The 22,562-nt window shown below is 35.7% G+C and carries 15 protein-coding genes; all 15 read right to left on the bottom strand.

Annotation, left to right across the window (positions count from 1 at the left end; all coding sequences use genetic code 11):
* The 15 genes from I580_RS09785 to I580_RS09715 all read right to left on the bottom strand — a co-directional run bounded on the left by I580_RS09785 (position 1) and on the right by I580_RS09715 (position 22,220).
* A complete protein-coding gene (locus tag I580_RS09785) occupies positions 1-1,191 on the bottom strand; it encodes an amidohydrolase (RefSeq protein WP_010771812.1) in 1,191 nt (396 codons plus the stop codon).
* A 194-nt stretch (positions 1,192-1,385) separates the two neighbouring features.
* Positions 1,386-2,351 (bottom strand): asparaginase, encoded by a 966-nt coding sequence (locus I580_RS09780; RefSeq protein WP_010771811.1) that lies wholly within the window; start codon positions 2,349-2,351, stop codon positions 1,386-1,388.
* Between the two features lie 164 nt (positions 2,352-2,515).
* Positions 2,516-4,882, bottom strand: a complete 2,367-nt coding sequence (locus I580_RS09775) for an ATP-dependent DNA helicase (protein ID WP_010771810.1) — start codon at positions 4,880-4,882, stop codon at positions 2,516-2,518.
* A 124-nt stretch (positions 4,883-5,006) separates the two neighbouring features.
* Positions 5,007-6,164, bottom strand: coding sequence for a bifunctional glutamate N-acetyltransferase/amino-acid acetyltransferase ArgJ (gene argJ / locus I580_RS09770; RefSeq protein WP_010771809.1), 1,158 nt, complete (start codon positions 6,162-6,164; stop codon positions 5,007-5,009).
* 240 nt (positions 6,165-6,404) lie between these two features.
* Positions 6,405-7,085 carry a Bax inhibitor-1/YccA family protein gene (locus I580_RS09765; protein ID WP_010771808.1) on the bottom strand — a complete coding sequence of 227 codons (681 nt, stop codon included), beginning with the start codon at positions 7,083-7,085 and terminating at the stop codon, positions 6,405-6,407.
* Complete coding sequence (locus I580_RS09760) at positions 7,078-7,560, bottom strand: MaoC family dehydratase (protein WP_010771807.1); 483 nt, start codon at positions 7,558-7,560, stop codon at positions 7,078-7,080. Before I580_RS09760 ends, I580_RS09765 begins: the two co-directional genes overlap by 8 nt.
* A 135-nt stretch (positions 7,561-7,695) precedes the next feature.
* Positions 7,696-9,033 (bottom strand): UDP-N-acetylmuramate--L-alanine ligase, encoded by a 1,338-nt coding sequence (gene murC / locus I580_RS09755; protein ID WP_010771806.1) that lies wholly within the window; start codon positions 9,031-9,033, stop codon positions 7,696-7,698.
* A gap of 410 nt (positions 9,034-9,443) precedes the next feature.
* A complete protein-coding gene (locus I580_RS09750; RefSeq protein WP_143141661.1) occupies positions 9,444-11,738 on the bottom strand; it encodes a toxin Cry1Ac domain D-VI-related protein in 2,295 nt (764 codons plus the stop codon).
* A gap of 450 nt (positions 11,739-12,188) precedes the next feature.
* Complete coding sequence (locus I580_RS09745; RefSeq protein ID WP_010771804.1) at positions 12,189-13,088, bottom strand: hypothetical protein; 900 nt, start codon at positions 13,086-13,088, stop codon at positions 12,189-12,191.
* A 181-nt stretch (positions 13,089-13,269) separates the two neighbouring features.
* Entirely contained in the window at positions 13,270-14,568 is a 1,299-nt protein-coding gene (asnS, locus tag I580_RS09740; RefSeq protein ID WP_034860218.1) for an asparagine--tRNA ligase, read from the bottom strand.
* A 51-nt stretch (positions 14,569-14,619) separates the two neighbouring features.
* Positions 14,620-15,810: a pyridoxal phosphate-dependent aminotransferase gene (locus I580_RS09735; RefSeq protein ID WP_010771802.1), complete on the bottom strand. Its 1,191-nt coding sequence runs from the start codon at positions 15,808-15,810 to the stop codon at positions 14,620-14,622.
* A gap of 98 nt (positions 15,811-15,908) precedes the next feature.
* Positions 15,909-16,415, bottom strand: coding sequence for a cell wall elongation regulator TseB-like domain-containing protein (locus tag I580_RS09730; protein WP_010771801.1), 507 nt, complete (start codon positions 16,413-16,415; stop codon positions 15,909-15,911).
* Positions 16,416-16,491: 76 nt separating this feature from the next.
* Positions 16,492-19,260, bottom strand: coding sequence for a helicase C-terminal domain-containing protein (locus I580_RS09725; RefSeq protein ID WP_010771800.1), 2,769 nt, complete (start codon positions 19,258-19,260; stop codon positions 16,492-16,494).
* Between the two features lie 335 nt (positions 19,261-19,595).
* On the bottom strand, positions 19,596-20,318 hold the full coding sequence (locus tag I580_RS09720) for a YcjF family protein (RefSeq protein WP_010771799.1): 723 nt from the start codon (positions 20,316-20,318) through the stop codon (positions 19,596-19,598).
* 378 nt (positions 20,319-20,696) lie between these two features.
* On the bottom strand, positions 20,697-22,220 hold the full coding sequence (locus I580_RS09715) for a hypothetical protein (RefSeq protein ID WP_010771798.1): 1,524 nt from the start codon (positions 22,218-22,220) through the stop codon (positions 20,697-20,699).
* Positions 22,221-22,562: the final 342 nt, after the last annotated feature.

The following is a 22,562-nucleotide window of genomic DNA, read 5'->3' as shown; positions in this document are numbered from 1 at the left end:
TTATTGATATTTTTCTAAATAATCAGCTACTACTGCTCCCATCGCTTTAGCGGAAATCAACAAAGCATTTTCATCGATTGTAAATTTCCCATTATGATGAGGATAGAACTGACCATCTTTAGGTGCAGCACCGACATGAAAATAACAGCTAGGTTTTACCTCTGCGTAATAGGCAAAATCTTCTGAAGGTCCTTGTGAGCCCGAATCGAGGACTTCCATCACTTCAGGAATAGAACTTTTTTTCAAACTATCTGCAACAAAATTAGTTAATTTTTCATCATTGACTGTTACTGGATAATTATGCCGATAATCTAATTCATACGTCACATTATACATCAATGCGATCCCATCCAAAATACGTTTAAACTCAATTTCGACAAGGCTTTGTACCTCACTAGATAACGTTCGCACATCTCCTTCTAAAACGACCTGACCATTGACTGCATTGGATGCACCTGATGCTTCAAAACGACCAACTGTCAGTGTAGTCATTTCAAATGGATTGACCCGACGACTAACGATTGATTGTAAGCTAACCACCAAATCTGACGCAGCTAAAATAGCATCGTGTGTTTCATGAGGCATTGATCCATGACCAGCACGTCCATGAATCACAACCTTAAAACCTGATTGACCTGTATGGATCGGTCCTGCATGATAGTATACCGTACTGTTTTTCAAACTACTGATGACATGTAAACCTAATACATTATCCACACCATCCAAACAACCATCTGCAATCATTGCTTTAGCACCGCCTGGCGGCAATTCTTCAGCATGCTGATGCAAAATCACAATTTTTCCCTGCCAATATTCCTGTAATTCGCTCAAGGTTTCCGCTAATATCAACATATAAGCAGTGTGTGCGTCATGACCGCAAGCATGCATTACTCCAGGAGTTTTCGATGAAAAAGCTAAGCCAGTCTCTTCTTGGATCGGCAAGGCATCAAAGTCAGCACGCAACGCTAATGTACGACCTGGTTTTCCACTATCGATCGTCACAACAATCCCATTTCCTCCTACTCCTGTTCGAACTGTACAATGTTTACCTTCGTAAAAATCCGCAATATACTTAGCCGTTTTCTCTTCGCAAAAAGATAGCTCGGGATATTGATGCAAGTACCTTCTAATTTCGATCATTCGTTCTTCTTTTTCATTTAGCCTTTGCATTAATTCTTCTTTAAAACTCATACCAACACAACCTTCCTTTTTTTCATTACTTAGGTTAAAACTTTCTCGCTTATTATCTCAAGAAACATTAAATTTCAGAGTGAAAGTCGAACTCTTCTCTAATTATATCAAGTTTATTCTAAACAAAACAGCTGTTTTCAGCAAAAATAGCTCAGTTTCCTCATTGAGAAAAAACTGAACTAACTTACTATACTCTATTCACTCAAAAAATCAGAAAGCTCTTGGGAATTTTTGCCACTATTTAGCCCTACAATCAAACGAATTCGAGCTTTTGGTCCATTCAATCCTCTAGAAAATATAATCCCCATTTTCTTTAAATTAACTCCACCGCCTTCATAGTCATAAATATCTTCAGCGATGCCATTAGAGCAACGTGAAACTAAAACGATCGGGATGTTTCGAGTTAACAACTTTTCTAACGCAGGCAAGGTTTCTGGCGGAAGATTTCCAGCTCCCAACGCTTCAATTACGATACCATCTGTCTGATCATTATCAACTAAATCAAATAGACTACCGTCCATACCAGCGTATGCTTTAATCACATAAACCTCACCTGTTACTTTTTGAATATCGCACACTTCTTGTGGAGCAACTTCACTTGCAAAAAAAGTTCGTTCTTTAGCGATCATACCAATTGGACCAAATGTCGGTGTTCGGAACGTTGCAACGTTTGTCGTATGTGTTTTTGTCACATAACGAGCAGTATGGATCTCATCATTCATCACAACGAGAACCCCTTTGCCGTATGATTCGTCAGAACATGCTGTCCAAACCGCACTGATAAAATTATAAAGCCCATCTGTTCCAATCTCATTACTTGAACGCATTGCTCCAGTCAAAACAACAGGAATCTTATTTTCTAGTGTAATATCTAAAAAGTAGGCAGTTTCTTCCAAGGTGTCTGTGCCATGAGTAATCACTACTCCATCAATATTTTCTGAATACGCTTTTTGGATACGCTGCTTTAATTCTAACATCCGCTCTAATGTCATATGAGGGGAAGGAATGTTGAAAATCGGTTCCACGATTAAATTGACTTTTCCTGCTAATAATTCTTCTTGATCAAGCAATGGGTTCATACTGTTTGTCGTTACATTTCCATCTACTTCTTTTGACATCGAAATGGTACCGCCTGTATGTAATACTAGGATTGTTTTCATTTTTACTCTCCCTATCTTTTTATATTTAGGTAGTTCCGTCACTATTTTCGCTCAAAAAGAGCCGATATCTAAAACTTCGGCTTTTTACAATCTTGTTATTCACTTAAAATTAGATGCAACACTGCTTGTTTTAGTATACCAGTATAGGCCCTTTTTTCCTACTATCATTCTGTTCCATTTCCCTGCCAAAATTGCTGTAATAACTGTTTTGTTCGTTCAGGCGAATACGATGTCTGAATCTGATTCCAGTGAGGCGGAAAAAAGCGTTGTACAGCTCTCGTTGAAAAACGCTGATCCAAAAGTAAAACAATCCCCTTATCAGTCGTATCTCTAATAACTCTACCTGCTGCTTGTAACACTTTATTCATCCCAGGAATTTGGTAAGCAAATTGAAATCCTTGATTTTTTTCCTGGTCATAGTAACCTTTAATCAATTCTTGCTCATGGTTGATTTGCGGTAATCCAACTCCTACAATTGCAGTACCAATCAAGCGACTCCCCTTCAGATCGATTCCTTCAGAAAAAATACCTCCCAAGACACAAAAACCAACAAGTGTCTCTGTAGGATTTAAAACAAAATCAGCTAAAAAAGCCTCTCGCTCTGTTTCATCCATCATACTTGCCTGGAGCTTTGTTTTGACATGAGGATTCTTTTGACGAAACAGGTCATAAATCATATCCATATAAGAATAAGATGGGAAAAACACGAAATAATTCCCCGCTTTTTGCTGAATCATATTGGCCAGACTTTCACTAATCTTTTCATAACTATTTTCACGTTCTTTATACGTTGTCTGAATGTACGTTTCGTTTATTAATAATTGATTTTCTTTAGGAAAGGGACTCGGAATTCGATAGCGTAAACTATCTTCTCCACCACCTAAAATGTCTTGATAATAATCCAGTGGTGTCAAACTTGCTGAAAATAAAATACTCGCCTTTGCTTTATCTAATTTTTGCTGTAAAAGATAGTTTGGATCAATACAAAATTGTTTCACTATAATATCATGATTCTGACAATTCACATACGTACAGTAATGATCATCGTATCCTTCACTGATTTTCGTGTAATTCAGCACATCAAAGTAAACAGCCAAGATTTGATTTATTTCAGTATGATCTTGATTTTCTGGAAGCCACTCTTTGATTTTTTCAACCAACGAATAGGCTACTTTGACCAATGAATCAATTGGTGCTTTTTGATGAATAAACTCTTTGTCTTCCTCATCACAAACTAGTTTGATTTTCTCGAATTCATTTTCAATTTTGTTAAGCGCTCGAATCAGTTTTGTTTGTTTTTTACCAAGCGTTTCTTTTAAAGCAGATACCTTACTTTTGGACAAAACAGCTGAATACATTTCCCGCGAACGATTGACTAAATTATGAACTTCATCAACTAAAAAAATGGTTTCTTTCACTTCTGCCTGTTCTTCAAAAAAACGTCTTAAATAAACAACTGGATCAAACAAATAATTATAGTCACATATCACTAAATCACACCACAAACTCACATCCAATGATAACTCAAAAGGACATAAAGTGTGCTTACGTGCGTAAATTTCGATTACCTCACGAGTAAACTGATTTTCATTATTTAATAAATCCCATAACCCTTCATTTAAACGATCATAATACCCGTTAGCAAATGGACAGGCTTCTGGCGTACAGTTTCTTTCTGCTAAAAAACAGATTTTATCCTTTGCGGTTAAAGTTACACTTTTAAGCTGCATGTCTTTTTGCTTCATCGCTTCAACTGCATCTTCTGCAACTTGCCGTGTAATAGTTTTAGCTGTTAAATAAAACGCTCTTTCCGCTTGTTCTTCTCCAATTGCCTTTAATGATGGAAACAACGTCGAAATCGTTTTTCCTGTTCCTGTCGGTGCCTCAACAAAAAGCTTTTGATCACTTAAAATTGTTTTATAAACTGCCACAGCCAACTCTCTTTGACCAGATCGATAGTCCCCATATGGGAAGGGTAATTGTTTTAATGATTGATTACGAATCTTGCGCCAATTTGCTTTAAAAATCAGCCATTGTTCATATTTTTGCGTTAGACTATCAAAAAATTCTTTTAATTCTGCTTTTGTAAACTCTCTTTCTTGTCGTGTGATGTCTTTTGTCGTTGTTTGATAGTAAGTCAATTGTAAAACGATAGTCTCTATGTCTTCTTGTTGGCAGTAAATGTGTCCATAACACATTACTTGGTACCAATACATGTCAACTTGTTCTTTTCGCAATTCTGAAAAAGCCGGTTCTGAGGTTTTGATTTCATCAATCACAGTCCTGTTTTTAGCATCACTAAAAATACCGTCTGCGCGTCCCTCAATTATGTATGTTTGTTGGTTCATTTCTATGTCGATCGCCAATTTGACTTCTTTTTGATAATCATCACCGGCTTTTTTTTGCAGTTTCCGATGAATCTTAGCTCCTTCTAAAGCGGTATGTTCACTTGTATGCCTTGCATCAATACTGCCCTTACGTAAAATAAACTCCACTAGTCTACGAACTGCAATTCTTTGTATGTTCTGCATGTTTTTCCCACCTGTCGTTCCTCCATTATAGAACATACATTCGCAAATTAAAAGTGGAATGTGTTCCTTTTTTCCCTCATTCCACTTTTACCATCCATAAATACTTATTCCCTTAAATCAACTATTATGTCGAATAATCACTATTTATTTTGACATACTCATAACTTAAATCACAGCCTATCACTTCAAAACTTTCTGATCCTTGATGTAAATCTACTGTTAAATAGATATCTTCGTTTTGTTCAATGTAATCTGCAATTTGCTTAAGGTTTTGTTTTTCTTCATTACTATTTGAAAAAATCGGAAATGTACCATAATAAATTTCTACCTTATTTAAGTCAAAAAGCAGTCCTTCTGTTTTTCCAAGTGCCATCGCAATTCTACCCCAATTTGGATCATTTCCGAATAACGCCGTTTTAACTAATGGTGAATTGATGATTGATTTCCCTGCATTTTTAGCTTGTTCTTGGCTTGCTGCGTTTTTGACGGTTACAAACATTGTTTTTGTCGCACCTTCTGCATCTTTTACCACATCCAGCGCTAATTCTTTACAGATTTGACTCAGACCAACTTGTAATGCTGACGGTTCAACATCATAGTACCCACTAGCTAAAAGTGCTACAGTGTCGCTCGTGCTTGTATCTGTATCGATGCTGATCGTATTAAATGATTGATCAACGGCTGTTTTCAACGCAGAATAAATCTGATCTTTTTCTATTTTTGCATCAGTTAAAATGTAAGCCAACATTGTTGCCATATTCGGCTCAATCATACCAGAACCCTTGACGATACCTAAAATCGTTGCCTCTCCTATCTTTAAACTACGAACTTTGATGCGTTTATCTGTGGTTAAAATGGCATGAGCAAAATCTTGGTAGTCCTCTTTTAGAATAATTGATTCTGTTTCTAAAAAGCCCTTGATACTATCAATTGGTAATTGCGGTCCAATCACTCCTGTAGAAGAAGGTAGAATATTTTCTTCTTCAATTGTCAATTTATTAGACAAACACTCTAAAATTTTATATTCATTTTCCCGGCCTATTTTGCCTGTTGCAACATTGGCGATACCACTTGTTACTACAACAGCTTGCAGTTCTGCATTTTCGACATGTGCTCTCCCAATTGGAATACATTCACCGCAAAATGTATTTTTTGTAAATACAGCAGCAGCATGACAAATATCATCTGCTACAATCAAACCAAAATCTTTTCTTTTTTTCTTGATCCCAACATGAGTTCCGTAAAATTTAAATCCCTTAGGCACCTTTTCATACTTTCTCATCAATAACACCTTCCTGTACATGATCTTTAATTCTTCTATAAAGAGTCGAATTTCTCTAATTTTATAAAAGTATAAAGCAAAGACAGAGGATAGTCAATGGATTTTTTATCAAAAAACACCTTTAAAAAGAATTTTTATACAAACAATAAAGCCGTTTGCGTATATTAATGTAACGAAAAAGATGTTCCCCACAAAAAAAACACCCAGCAAATACTGGATGTTCTACGTTCAATTCGTTCATTAATTATTTTTACCAAAGATGCGTAAAAATGCTAAGAATAAATTGATGAAATCAAGATATAATTGTAAAGCAAAGAAAACTGCAATCCCAGTGCCTGCCTGTCCACCTGTTTCATTATAAACTTGACGGATTTTTTGATTATCATAAGCTGTAATTCCTGCAAAAATCAACACCATCAAGACAGAAATGAAAAATGACACAGCACTACTACGTAAGAAAAAGAAATTGATGACCATCGCAATAATAATCCCGATCAAGGCACTATATGCTGCATGTCCCACTGCAGATAAATCTTTCTTTGTAAACATTCCAACTAATGCCATCGCACCAAATGTCGCTGCAGCACTCACAAAAGCACTTACTACAGTTGCTTGGGCGTATAATAACAATGTTGCCGAGATTGTCACACCATTTAAAATAGAGTAAACTAAAAATCCACTGATTGCTAAAGTCGGATTTTTTTGTGCTCTAACACCTAGGAATATAACTAAGCCAATCTGCAACAACCATAATCCGAAAAATAACACTGTAGAACTTAATAATGTTACTAAAACTATTGGAAAAACATTTAAAATCAGATAAGATACCAATGCACTAACACCGATTCCCATCGCTAAAAATGCATATATTTTTGAATAAAACTTGTTTATCCCAGCATTGACTACTGCTCCATTATTCATCTATATCTCCTTCTTTCTCCTCTAAATCAGCTATTGTTACTTGAGGGGGTTGTACCATTACGACCGCATCAAGTACTCGATCTTCTTCTTCGTTAACAGCTTCAATCGAAATCGTTACAACATCTTTCATCTTATCTACCTTGATTACTTCAAATTGAAACGTCAATGTCTCATAATGAAATACTGGTTCCACAAAGTTCACGGAAAAGTTAACCACATGAGAACCTGGTCCTGGTAAATGTTTTGAAATTGCACTGGTAATGATTCCCATCAACATGATGGATGGAACAATTGGTTTGCCATATTCTGTTTTTTGGGCATAATCATGTTGGATATATAAAGGATTGGCATCGTTGGTTAAGCCCAAATAAAGAAGCAACTCTTTATCTTCGATGGATTCGGTTAAAGACAGCGAATCGCCTTCCTCAATATCTTCGATGGTTTTGCCTAATTTTCTCGGTTTTCCGATATTCAAATTAGTACACCTCCACTAATGATAAGATAATTGTACCAAAATGACGACAAAAGGCAAGTTAAAAAGAAGTGACGACAACAAATCAAAGCAATGAATTGTTGTCGTCACTTTTTTAAAGTGTAAGTGTTAAAGTTTTTATAAAACATTCCTTGTTGTGTTACTTAATAGGGTTTCATATGCCTGTTCGAATTTTTGAACATCGCCTGCCCCCATAAAGACCATCACAGCATTCTCATGATCTAATAAAGGCGATACATTGTCTTCTTTTATCACTTGTCCGCCTTTTTTGATTTTATTGCCTAAATCCTCAATTTTGACATCGCCTTGTTGTTCTCTTGCTGAACCGAAAATATCACAAAGATAAACAGCGTCAGCAAGATCCAATGCTTCCGCAAACTCATCCATCAATGCAATCGTCCGTGTAAATGTGTGCGGTTGGAAAACAGCAATAATTTCTTTATCTGGGTATTTTTGGCGAGCACCATCAATCGTTGCAATGATTTCAGTTGGATGATGTGCATAATCATCTACGATGATCATGTCAGAAACTTTCTTTTCGGTAAAGCGACGTTTTACCCCTTCAAAAGTCAACATTTCATCTGCAACTTTTTTCATATCTAATTTTTCAAAGTAAGCTACCGCAATCACACCTAAGGCATTCATAATATTATGTTGCCCAAAAGCAGGTAAAACAAAGTGCCCCACCAAGTTCTCATCATGATAAACATCAAATGACGAGCCTTGTGTTGTTCGTTGGATATTTTTAGCCTGGATATCATCGTCATCTGCTAATCCGTAGTAATAAACAGGTACCTCTGTTTTCAATTGGCGTAAGTATTTATCATCTCCATAAGCAAAGATAGCTTTTTTCACTTGTTCAGCCATTGTTTGAAAAGCAGAAAAAACATCTTCAATGCTCTTAAAATAATCTGGATGATCAAAATCAATATTCGTCATAATCGCATAATCAGGAGAATAAGCGAGAAAATGACGGCGATATTCACACGCCTCAAAAGCAAAAAATTCAGCATTGGGATCCCCGTGCCCGGTACCATCACCTATCAAATAACTAGTTGGTGCAATCCCTGTTAAAATATGAGAAAGTAAACCTGTTGTACTTGTTTTCCCATGAGAACCAGTTACTGCAATGCTTGTATACGGTTGAATAAAACGGCTAATAAAATCATGATAACGAATAATTTCAGCACCTAATTCTTTGGCACGAACTAATTCTTCATGCGTGTCTGGGAATGCATTGCCTGCAATAATAATCATATCTTTCGTAACGTTATCAGCATTGAAAGGTAAAATCGTAATACCAGATTTTTCCAAATCACGTTGTGTAAAAAAGTATTCTTTCACATCTGAGCCCTGTACCTTATAGCCTTTTTCAAATAATACCAAAGCTAATGAACTCATTCCTGAACCTTTTATCCCAACAAAATGATGTAACTTATTCTCTAAATTGCTCATTCTAATCCTCTTTTCTTATTCCCTATATAAAACAATTAATTCGCTATTTTATTAAAATCATACTTTTCCAATTATCGTATAAAATCTAAAAATAATCAACCCAAAATGATCGAACATTAAAGGATATAAAAAATGATCCTTAAAAAAAAAGAAAATCAAAAATTCAGAAAATTATCCGCAGTATTTTTCTTATCTCACCTACTTTTTAACTATTTAATTCACAGAAAAAAAGATAAGAGCCAAAAGTAAACATTACTTTTATCTCTTATCTTAAATAAATGGTAGAAGCAAAACGAATTCCTTCTTACTCTCTGGAAATCAAGCTTGTTTCACCCATTCTCTTTTCATTATTTCCTATGATTCGATCCAATGTTTGACTGTATGGTATTTGATCGAACCATCCAAAAATGTTATGGCGCATCCTCAATAATCCACATAATTTCGCTGTTGTAATCTGTATCTGCTCGTACACTTCCTGGTAAAACTTTCAATAGAATTTGTGGTCCCTCCTGTTGATTCAACGTCACTTTGACGTCTCTATTTGAGTCTATTTTTTTTTCTTCATAAAGTACTACAGTATCTTTCGTCGTAATCGGTAGCAGTTGATCTTCATCTTTATAAACCAACCCTGTAGTAGTTGATTCATCCTTGTTATTCTGAAATGGACGTTTCAGTTTCGTTACTAAACGCCAAGAACTTCTTTGAAATCGACTATCCTTCATCGTTAAATCAATTCCTAATTTGCTTGTTACATATTGAGTATTTGATTTAATGATTGGTTCTCCAAAAGAAACTTGTGTAGGAATTTTTTCAAGAGTTAATTCTCCTTTTAATAACTCAACATGGATCGTTTTCTTCAACTGGTTTCCGCTAATTGTAACAGAGTAAACCCCCGGTTCACTTTTTAATGATCCAACTTCAATTTGAAATGTCGTTTCTTTTACTGACCAATCCTCTTTATCCCATACGGTAGCCTTACTTTTATCTAAAATGTATTTTTTTTGATCCTCTAAATCTTTTGGAAAATCAATCGCCAAAACAGAAAAGTCCTCTGCAAAGAAAATATCTTGATCATTTTCGATTATTCCCTCTGTATAAACAAAGATCGGTACAGTGACAACTAATTTATTTTTGGCTTTATCTGTCAGAGTGATTTCGACTTGTGTTGCCCCTACCTTTGATAGATCCGCTTCTTTGGTAATTGTCATTGTCAATTGATCGACTCCAGCATTATCATCAATGTCTGTCAATAATTCAGTAATCTCCGGCAACGGATCGCCTAGTTTAATTCGTTGCTTTACTGGTGTTGCTTTAGGTGGAAGTGTATCTTTTACTTCTTGTATATCTGATTTTTCGCTCACATTTTTTCCTGCATCGGTTGCAGTAACATAATACCGCTTGTAAGGTTTATATCCGTCTGGTACGGTTAGTGTGAATTGATCGCCCGTTTTTCCTTTCACGGAAGTGATTTCTTTATCATCAGAGGCATCATAGAGTTTAACGGTAGCATCGGTTTCAGCACTTCCTGAAATTTCCGTATCGGTATCTTTCAACGGATTCAACGTAGGTTTAAATGGAGCAACCTTGTCAGTTACTGTCTTTGAGACAGTCTCTTCCTTTCCATTCAAAGCACTTATAATCGTAATTACTTGTCCTCCTCTAAAGTAGTTTCCTTTAGTAAGCTTAAACTCAAAAGAGCCTTTGCTATCAGCTCGAATTAAATATTTTCTTTTATCATCAACCACCCCAGATGAAAGCGTTCCTTCTGTAATTCCCTCATGCCCTGAAAAATACAGAAAAGCTTCTGGGTAAGTTGTCCCCTTAATAGTTTGACTGGATAAGGTTGTTCGATCATCTGTTAATTCTTCTACAGTTAATTTTAATTGTATTTTATCCATCAAATTTTGGGCCTTGGTGATTTCTGCTAATAATGCCGTTTTCGTTTTTTCGTCAAATAATTCTTCTACTCTTGCTTTTGCCTTATCAATTATTGCTTGTGTAGTACTTAACTTGATTGAATTATGAGTTGTATCCGTAAATAAATCTTCTACTAATTTTTTAGATTCAACGATACCATTTTCAAAATCAATAAATGATATATCAGACCAATAAGCCCCATTCGCATTTATCTGATCGTTACTTAGAGCAGAGAGTTCAATTGTCGTTTTATCCGATTTCGCTTTAAATGTTACTCGATCGGTTCTATCCTTCCCCTTGGCCGCATCGCTCTCCGTAAAAGAATTGTTTACCCGAGTATATTCCACAGGAATAAGTGAAGTTTGATCTCCCTCAGATATTCCACCATCTAAAATATCAAATCCATCGACAGCTTTGTAAGTTTTGCCAGTTGTTTTGATGACTGCAGATTTTGTTTTAACTGAAAATTGATAAGAACGTCCTTTAACAGTTGCTATCTGTTGTCTTACTCCCATGTTCACTCTCGCGTCTATTGATTGTTCAATCGCGACCGTATTCTTTTCACGATCATATAGAAATTTTGCAGAATTTTTCTCTCCATCCCCTTTATACATTACTTGTGGTTCCGTTAAAACAGGAATTGTGGAGATTTTTTTTCTAGCAGACATGGGACTCCATTGATCCCCTTTTAAAAGTGAGTATTTCATCAATGTTTCATCATCTTTTACAATAGTATAATTCTCAGTTTGATTTGTTTCATTTGCTAAACTAGTATTTATATCTTTCAAAAAAACGATACTAACTATCCCAAAAATGAAAAAAGACCAAAAAATTTTTTTCCTCAAATTCCTCATATCCTCTTATAGTTATTTTTTAAAATACGCTTAACTATAGTATACTCAAAGAACGTTTTCAGAAAAAATCAATCTGTGGTCATATTATTAACCAGCTTAGGATAATGAAAGAAATAATTAACTATACATTTTATTGATCAAGTCCTCTTCACTATAATGATGATATGCAATATCAGGCTTTTATATACATGAATTATTGATATAAAAACAAGGGACTGATCCATAACTCTAAGAGTTATGGCTCAGTCCCTTAAATTCCAAATAAACGTTAGTAAAAAAGTAGTGTCTTTGGAAATAAGATTATTCTACTATCCAAATCAGAATCTAGATTTAATAGCAATTATTTTCAAACCTAACTATTTCTAACCTAATTTTAGTGTAACATTATACAAAATACTTACTATTTTTCAATTCATCACTAGAATCTTCAATAATGCCACTTAATGATTTATCTAAAATTCCACGTTTTTTCTCTTGCTCCGCTTCAGCTACTTTTTGTCCATAGGCTGTTTGACTTTTTGCGTTTTCTTTTGCCGTCTTCAACTCTTTTCTAGAGCGAGGCAAAGTGTGACTAATATCCTCTTCTTTACCAAATCGCTCCATCTCAGGTTTGATTTGTTGGTACTGTCGTCTAGTTACCGGGATTTCAGGTGACTCTTTAGGAATATTAAATTTTTGAACCGTTGGATCTTCATTCCCCTTTGCTTGAAATGCAGCTGGTTCATCGTCAAAGAGTAAATAGGAACTTTTTTCTTTTTTCATAGCTGCAGCTAGTTCTTGCTCTGTCAAAACCGGAGCAGTTGTTTCGGGAATAACGGATGCTGGAATATACTTGGGTACGAAATATGATCGCGTATCATACGTAAAATTTTTTGAGAACGCTGCTTTATTTTTATTAGGAGCAGGTTGTGAACCAAAACCATATGAGCTTCTTTTAGGCATATTACCAAATAAATTATTTTTTTGCTTTGGTGATGCCGTTTTATTATGGGTCATCATATAATTTGGCAGATTAGATTTGTGGCGCGCTAATTCTGCTACTTGTTCTTGACTATGAGATACATGCTTATTATTCGTTTGTGTTGGCTGTTTCTGAAGTACTGGCTGAACACTTATTGGATCTATAACTGGTGCACTAGCTTGTGGTTGCATTGTTGTTTTAGCCAGCATCGGCTCTTCTTGAAATAATGTACGTTTATTTTCAGAAACTAATTTCACGCCTAATTCATCGTCATAGGCTGGAAAACGAAAATGTTTTCTTTTAACTTGTGTTGGGTTTTCCATTCGAGTCATTCCTTTATTCTACTTTCTGTCAATTTTACCATAAAAAAATGGAATTCTAAACAATTTGCCTTACTTTTTCCTTTTTTCTTATAGCTATTTTGTTAAGTTACGCATTTTTCATAAAAAATAGTCGTTGAAACAAAGCAGAAAGCTTCTTCCAACGACTACTGAATAACTATTTTTATGGATAGATACGGTTTAATAAGCGTGGGAATGGACTTGCTTCACGAACATGTTCGATACCAGCCAACCAAGTAACAGTCCGCTCCAATCCTAAACCAAATCCAGAATGTGGCACAGATCCATAACGTCGTAAATCTAAATACCAAGAATATTCTTTTTCATCTAGATTATGGTTACGAATTTGTTCTAATAAATAATCATGGTCGATCGCTCTTTCAGATCCACCGATGATTTCTCCGTAGCCTTCTGGTGCGATCATATCTGCACAAATCACAACATCGTCACGAGTAGGATGTGGTTTCATGTAGAACGCTTTGATTGCCTTTGGATAGTTTAAAATGAAAACTGGACGATCAAATGAATTGGCAATAAATGTTTCATGTGGTGAACCGAAATCATCGCCCCATTCAATATCATCAAAGCCATTTTTCTTCAATAACTCAACTGCTTCATCGTATGAAATACGTGGGAATGGTAATTGTGTATATTTTTTCAAGACCTCTCTATCACGCTCTAACACGTCTAATGCATGATCGCAATTGTCTAATACACTTTGAACTAAGAAAGCAACGTATTGTTCTTGCACTTCTAAACTTTCTTCTTGATGCATAAACGCCATTTCTGGTTCGATCATCCAGAACTCGATTAAGTGACGACGTGTTTTTGATTTTTCTGCTCTAAACGTTGGTCCAAATGAGAACACTTTCCCAAAAGCTAATGCTGCTGCTTCCATGTACAGTTGTCCACTTTGAGATAAATACGCTTTTTGATCAAAATAATTCGTTTCAAATAAATCAGTCGTACCTTCGGCTGTACTTGCAGTTAGAATCGGTGGATCAATTTTAACAAAATTATTGTTGTTAAAAAATTCATAGGTTGCACGAATAATTTCGTTACGAATTTGCATAATTGCGTGTTGTCGTGAAGAACGTAACCATAAATGACGGTGATCCATTAAAAAATCAGTTCCGTGTTCTTTAGGTGTGATTGGATATTCATGGCTTTCACCGATCACTTCGATGCCTGTAACACCGATCTCATAACCGAATTTTGAACGACTATCCTCTCTAATCTCACCAATGATCCAAACAGATGTTTCTTGTGTTAGACTTTTCGCTAGCTGAAAGACCTCTTCTGGAACCTCACTTTTTACAACAATTCCTTGAAAGTAAGCTGTTCCATCACGTAATTGTAGAAATGCAATTTTTCCACTTGAACGTTTATTGGCGATCCAAGCCCCTATTTTCACTGTTTCTCCCACATGATTTTTTGAATCGATAATTTGAATTTGTTCCACGATCGTCTCTCCATTCATTTTAGTCTTTTACCTATCCCGAATTAAGTGTTTTTATTTGGTTGATTTTGTTTCAATAAATGTTCTAATCCGTTTAACCGCTTCTTTTAATGTGTCAATATCCGTTGCATAACTAATTCGAACATTTTCAGGTGCGCCAAATCCGGCTCCCGTTACAAGTGCAACTTGCGCTTCTGCTAACAAGTCGTCTACCCATTTTGTGACATCAGTATACCCGCACATCGCTAACGTTTCTTTAATATTCGGAAACAGATAAAATGCCCCATGAGGCTTTTCTAATTTAAAACCTGGCAATGCTGCAAATAAAGGATAAATCTCATTTAAACGAGCTTCAAATGCTTGCCTCATGATTTTCACTGTATCTTGTTCACCAGTCAAAGCTTCCAGCGCCGCATATTGACTAACTGCAGTAGGATTACTAGTTGATTGCGACGCAATGTCGTTCATAGCGGAGATAATTGTTTCATCCCCAACTGCGTATCCAATGCGCCACCCAGTCATCGCATAACTTTTGGATACACCATTGATGATAATCGTCTGTTTTTGGATTTCTCGTGACAATGTTGCAATGGGCGTAAAGTTGGCCCCATTGTACACTAGTCTGCCGTAGATGTCATCCGATACAATCAAGATGTCATTTGCCACGGCCCACTCACCGATTTTACGTAATTCAGCTTCAGAATAAATCATTCCAGTCGGATTAGAAGGTGAATTTAAAATCAACAACTTCGTTTTATCCGTTTTAGCCTCTTCTAACTGCTCCACCGTCACTTTAAATTCTTTCTCCTGTGCACAAGAAATAAAAACTGGGACGCCTTCTGCTAATTTAACTTGCTCTCCATAACTCACCCAATAAGGAACAGGGATGATCACTTCGTCGTATGGATTCAATACTGCTTGAAAAAGAAGGTATAACGCAAATTTTGCGCCATCTGTTATGATCACGTTGTTTGCTTGATAATCTAACTGATAGTACGTTTTAATATAGTCTGCAACCGCTTCTCTCAGTTCTTTGATTCCTGCTGAAGGTGTATAATAACTAGCTTTTCCACTTTCAATAGATCGGATTGCTGCTTGTTGTATATTTTTAGGTGTGGTGAAATCAGGTTCTCCAACCGTTAAACTTAAAACATCTTTTCCAGCAGCCTTTAGCGCATTGGCTTTAGCGGAAGCAGCTAGCGTAACAGAAGGCTCTAATTTTTGTGCGCGTTTTGATATCTCCATACTTTCACTCCATTCATTTTTTATCCTTGTTTTATCAAGTAAATAAAATCATTATTATAGCTACTTTAAAATCAACTAATTCTCTTAAACCTATCTCGTCAGACATTTTTAATGATCATGATTTCTTCAGCATTTGCAAAGGATAGTAAATAATAGCTTAGTAAACCATCATCACTTTTTGTAACGACTTCCCAAGTAGGTTTATCGTTATACAATCCCAAGCTAATTTTTTGGATATTTTTTTCTTTGTAATCTGTTTCAATGATTTGGCGAATATGACCTTCTTCCACGCCATCTTTTTGATTTAAAACAGTCACTTTGTCTCCCGATTTCGGGATAATTACAGCCAATTCTTCCCCTTTATTATCTTTACCTGTTACACTAAAATAAGTATCTTTTCTAGTAAACCAATAAAAGTGATCAACTGTTTCCAAATGTGCATATTTTTTTGCAATTTCCGTCGCTTCTTTTTTTGCTTGTGTTCTTGGATGCGTTGAGCGAATATAAAAAATAGCAATCATCACAATAATCGCTAATAAAATTGCGATTATGCTTAAAAGGATCTTGGTTTTTCTTGTCTCATCTCGTTCTTCTTGTTCCTGCAACCGCCTCGCCCTTTCCAAACTTACTGGCTATCATTATAGCAGAAAATCGGTTTGATTTAATAGATAGTAGATAAATTTATTTATTTAAAAATTCTTTTAGTTCGGATACTATTTGCGCTAATGGTTCTTCTTTCACTGATAAATCTTTCGGTAATGCTTTTAACATACGCTTGCCATACTTAGCCGTCACTAAACGTCGGTCCAAAACAACTAAAGCTCCTTTGTCACTATCAGAACGAATCAGGCGACCTAAAGCTTGTCGTAAGCGTAAAGCTGATTTTGGCAAAGCATCATGTGTAAAGGGGTTGATTCCTTTTTCTTCAAGGTAGTCATAGCGTGCTTTGACAAAAGGTCGTTTGGGATTTTCAAATGGTAAACGTGTCACAATCAGCAGAGATAATGCTTCCCCTGGTAAATCAACACCTTCCCAAAAACTATCAGCACCTAATAAGACACTATTTTTTGAATGAGCAAAACGTTTTAGAATTTTTTCCCGACTGCCGCTAATTCCCTGAGCTAAAAGCTCTCTTCCCCCATTCAATAATTGAGGATGCAACCGATAATAAACATTGGATAAAATGTCATGCGACGTGAATAAGATCAACATAGAACCATCTTGTTCCTCTGTCAATTCTTGGATCACAGAGGCGATATACGTTGAAAATTCTGTAGCATTTGCTTGGCTGATTGCAATAGCTTCTGTTGGAATATATAAGCGAGCATTTTTCTCATAATCATAAGGATCAGGTAACGTTTTAAACAAAACGTCTGTCAACCCTAATTTATTGGGCAAATACTTCTTATCGTTACCAAATTTCAACGTTCCACCTGTGTATAAAATATGCTCATAACGGTCATACCAAGTCGTCTCCGGCAAAATACTCGCTTCTAAATCATTTATTGCAAGTAGACCATATCCTTGAGGTGAGATGCTATATTCTTTGATCCAGCGTGGATGCCAATTATTGACATAAATATCAAAACATTCATATAGAAATTCGATCCGTTCAAAAAATTGTAACAAGCTTACAAATATAATTCGTTCTGACACTGCATACTTTTCCAATTCCTCAACAATCGACTGCTGCAATCTATTTTGAATTTCCTGCATTTCAGTTAAAAGAATCTCAATCTTTTGAATCGATGTTTCTCCATTCAATGATAAGTGATCGAATAGTGGCTTAGTCAACAACATTGCCTCCAAATTCGGTTGCTTGTCATTTTTAAACAGTTGGTTTATTTCGTAAAATAAATCACTGAACTCTTCCACTAAATCACTCAACGCTTTAGAATAAATACGTAACAATCGCTGTTCTTGGGTTTCTGATTTAAAGATTTGATTGACTTGATCAAACAGCTGTTCTTCTTCTAGGTAAAGATTTGCCTGCTTTTTAAAAGAAACATAATTAAATTGACGATTCGCAATCTTTCCAGCAATATCAGGTAGATGATGCGCCTCATCAACAATCAGGTACGAACTTTTAGGTAGAAGAGGGACTTCTCTAAGCGTCTCCTGTGCCAAAAATGCATGATTGACGATCAATACATTGCTTTGTCTGACTTTTTTATAAAGAAAACGAACAAAATCTTCTTGGTACAACGAATCTTGATCAGATAAAAAATCAATCCCACGATGGGCAACATCGCGCCAAAAAATATGGTTAAAGTTTGTTAATTGCAATTCATCAAGATCACCTGTCTCTGTTTCCACTAGCCAAACTAAAACCCCCATTTGATATAACGCATATTGTTTTTGTTGTATCGGATGTTTAAGTGTCGCTTTAAACCGTTGTAAATCAATATAATGACGATGACTCTTAATAATCACAGCTTGAATTGGTTTTGGACAAATCTGGTTTGCTAACGGAATATCTTTTTCAGTTAATTGATTTTGCAAAACAATCGAGACAGTACTGATAATGACCGGGTTATCTGGTGTCGCTAAGTAGCTTAGTGGGAATAGATATCCGAGTGTTTTTCCTGTTCCTGTAGCTGCCTCAATAAATAAATTTTTATTTTCGTCCTTCGTAAAATGGTCATAAACTAAATTCATCATCCGACTTTGCTCTGAACGATAACCGATTCTGTCTGCAAAAGCTTTTTCTTTCGCTTTTTTCTTATGTGGGAAAATCGCTTCTCCGTATAACTTTTCTTCATACAGTGTCACTTCTTTTTTTCTCAAAGCAATTCCAGACACAACATGCTGTTCTTTTGCTAATGGTTGAATGTTCTGCTTCATTTCTTCATATATGTGATGGATATAACTGCTCGTATCCATTCCTGTTTGCTGACTCAAACGATCGATTGCTTCCATTGTAATCAATGGTAAACGGCGCATTTTCGCTTCGATCAATAACAAAAGTTCAGCAGTTACTTGCGCATCACTGTCTGCTTGGTGAGGATTATCATGAATCAGTCCTAAACTTTCAGACAAGTCACCTAAACGAAAACTTTTTTCTGTCGGTAAAAATATCTGCGCTAACTCAACAGTATCAATTCCAGGAATCTTTAATTTAGGCGTACCGCAACGAAGTAATTCCTGCGTTAAAAAAGAATAATCAAAATAGATATTATGCGCAACAAATACGGTATCTGCTAGTAGATTGTAAATCGTCAACGCCACATCTTCAAAATAAGGAGCCTTTTGAACACGGGTATTACTAATTCCTGTCAACTGTTGAATCTGCTTAGAGATGGCCTGATTGGGATTGATGTCAGTAGCAAAACGGGAAATGATTTTTCCATCTTGGATCAATACACAGCCAAACTGGATGATACGGTCAACCTTTGGATCGGTTCCCGTCGTTTCTAGATCAACTACTGCATAGGTCTGTTTCTTTTTCATTGCCTTCCCCGCCTTTCCTCTATCCTTGAAAATTATACTACAAAACTGAAGTTTTTTTTAGTGTTAGTTTGAAAGGGTGTAAAGGCAGGGCGTTTTAGCTGATTTTTAACTTGTTCTCATAGCATTTACGCTTTAATTTTTTTGTAAAAAAAGTAATCCTCCTCTAGCAGCTAGTAGAATGATTACTTAACTTTTAAAATCGTTTTTTTATAGAAATCTGTCATACTGTTATTGTTTGTAATAATAGGTATCGGAAGGATAATTTCCACCTTGCTGAGAAATTGTTAACCGAGGTTTTGTACTATCCAAACTATCACCTGATCCAGTCTTATGCTCTATTTTGATTTTTTACCAGAACGTTGGACAGCTTTAAACAACGTCTGAAATTGACCTTTAAAGGTCATCGTTTGCTCAAAAATATCTTCTCCATCATTCAGCATTTTTACAGTAACCCAGCCCAGTGTTTCTGTAATTGTACTTGCAACAGTCGCATTGATTGCAGCTCCTGTAACGGTACCTACAGCTGGAATTAATTTTATAATATTTCCGACAGCACTTTTCCCCAGTCCAACCACAACAATTTCTTTGCCTAAACTTTTCCCCATACTTTCGGACCATGATTGCCCAAATAATTTATGTAAACGAGCCATCATAGTTAATTGAACAGGTACAAGTAAAATCGCATCCGAAAAAGGAATTGGAGAACATCCTATAATAGCAGCAGTTAAGGACGCAGCGTGAACTATTTTGTGACATTTTTTCCGTGTTTTTGCATCCACACCTTGTAAAAATTCATCAAAAATACCATCAAATTGTGTTTTACTTTTAGCCAGAACTTTTTCAGCACGCTCTTTTGATTTTCCGTAACTATTTAATATAATGGAAGACGTTTTTTCAGGAAAACTTTTAATTACTTCAGCAAAAAAAGAGTCAAATTCTTTTTCTTCGTTGTCGTTTATTCTTAACGTTTGCTTTTCTTTTTGTTTAGGGCTCTGTCCTGCTCTTTTAAAAAATGATTTTTTTGTTTCTGTAGGTTCCTTTTTAAAAAATTTCTTCATAGTAGTTCCCTCCATAATTCATCACTATAAAAACAAATAAACTAGGCATGTAATGATTAATTCTCTATAAGCTAATCATACAGTAGAACGCTTATTTAACCAATAATGATCACTTCAAAGTTAGCACTAATCCATTTTAATCTAATAGTACTGTTCCAAATCAATATAAAAGAAAACACAAACAAGGCTGAGACATAACTCTTTGAGTTATGTCTCAGCCTCTTAAAATCCGAATAAATGGTGGTAAACAAACAGCTCCATTTGCTGTAAATCGCAACAAGGTACGACTTGATATTGTAAAGTAGTGACTTAGTTCTCAGAGCTAAATGCTTTTATCCTAACCTCGTTAACTTTTTTCACTTCTCTTTATGTTTTAAACTATTTCTCAACTGGCATCAAACTTAGATTTTGCATATACTGATCCATTAAAATATAGCCTTCCAAGCGACGTAATAAGTCGACTGAACAGCGAACTTTTTTGCCGAATAACGAACGGCTATAAGCTATTCCACGCATTTCTTGTAAAAAGCCATCTAGAGAAGAGACTAAGCCACCGCAACTTAAACGACCACAAATCAGAACATCTTCTTTGCGTTGTCTCAGCACTTGTCCCCATGAATAATTTAAATATTCTGCTTGACTAATTTGAGCAAGCAAATCAGAACGTAAGACACTTTTCTTTTGTGCTGCATTTTTCTTTGTTCCTAAACGCATGCGCTTGTTCATGAAACACAAGTAGATTTCATCTTCTAGATTTTCCATTTCACTCTTGGAGAAATTAGGAATCTTTGCTGGTGCTTCAAACGTTTTGCTGGCTTTCAACTGTTTAGAAAAACGTGGCCAGTTACTTGGCGTAGCTTTCTTTGTTCTTCTTTTTTTAAATACTAAAAGTGCAAGATCTAATGGTTCAACTTTTACCGCTTCCTGATTTCTTTCTTCTGTTCCATCAGGTTCAACAACTGATTTTACCGCTTCCTCAGCCATTTGTTTACGTTTCAATTTGATTGATGTGCGTTCTTTTTTTGGCCGTTCTTTATTTTCTGATTCTTTGGTTTGAGAAGTTATACGCTCTTCTTCTACTTGGAAATCTTCTTGAATTGGTTTTTCCGCCAATTCTTTCTCCGACTTTTTTTCTGCTACTTCTCCTACAGCTTCCTGTTGGTCTACTTGCTCTGTTGCAATTGTTTCGTCCTGCTCAACAGAATCAACTAGTTCAGCTTCAAGGTCTACTGATTCCTCTACATCAGACACTTTTCCTGTCAGATTCTCGGCTTGATTTTCTTCGATCACTAATGGTTGTGCTCTTTTTAGATGAATCGTTTGGATACTTCTAGAGATGATTGGATCTTTTTTAGCTGTATACATATCGATTTTCGCATGATTGATCGTCTCTGTTAAATCGGTGATCATCTTACGTAAGCGGAAAATCTCATTGGATGTTTCAAGCATTTGCTTCATCATCCCTTGGATTTCTCCAGCATTTAGCCCAGAATCACCTTTGTAAGCAAGAGAACGTTCTTGTTTTTCCAATGTAATTTCTTCAAACCATTTTTTTAGATTCATGCGGAGCACTCTTCTAGTTGGTTCAAAACTTCCCATCATCAACGTATAGTACATGATTTCCGTTTCAACATACATGTAAATCTTTTTAACTACTAATTCTTCAAATTCTTCCGTTGCATCCCAACTATCGCAGATTGCATCAAAAAAAGCTTCACCTTCCGCTAAATTTTGATAATCTTTGGCTAAACTTAACTTCCGAACTAAATAAAATGAATAAGGCGTATCTACATTATCGGCATAAATTTCACGGCCAAGATAATTGGGATCAACTTCTTTACAAAGATAGGTTGATCTTTCTTCTTTTTCTGGTTGACGTTGTCGCTTACTAATCGTTCTCACTTCCTCAATTTTTTTCCTGTATAAATCGTATCATTTTTTTAGAAAAAAGAACAGACTTCCCCTCCATTATACCGATAAAAAGGAATAAATGTTCTCATTTTTTTACAAATATACTAAATTAAAAGAAAAAATACAGTTCTATATTTTCCTTTTTTGAAATATTACACAAAAATTAAACGAATAATAACTTGAGTGTAGTCAGTTTTAACTACACAAATAGTACAACCGAGCCTCTTCTTTCAAGCCAGACTACTCCAAATAATCGCCCGCCAGAATCGCCCCAATTGAATACGAAAAAAATAAAGTAAATTGTCAGATTTAATTTTTTTATGGTACTATCGC

This window comes from Enterococcus caccae ATCC BAA-1240 (assembly GCF_000407145.1).
GTDB classification, from domain to species: Bacteria; Bacillota; Bacilli; order Lactobacillales; family Enterococcaceae; genus Enterococcus_L; species Enterococcus_L caccae.
The sequence above is the reverse complement of the archived record's forward strand: the minus strand, read 5'-3'. Positions and strand labels throughout refer to the sequence as shown.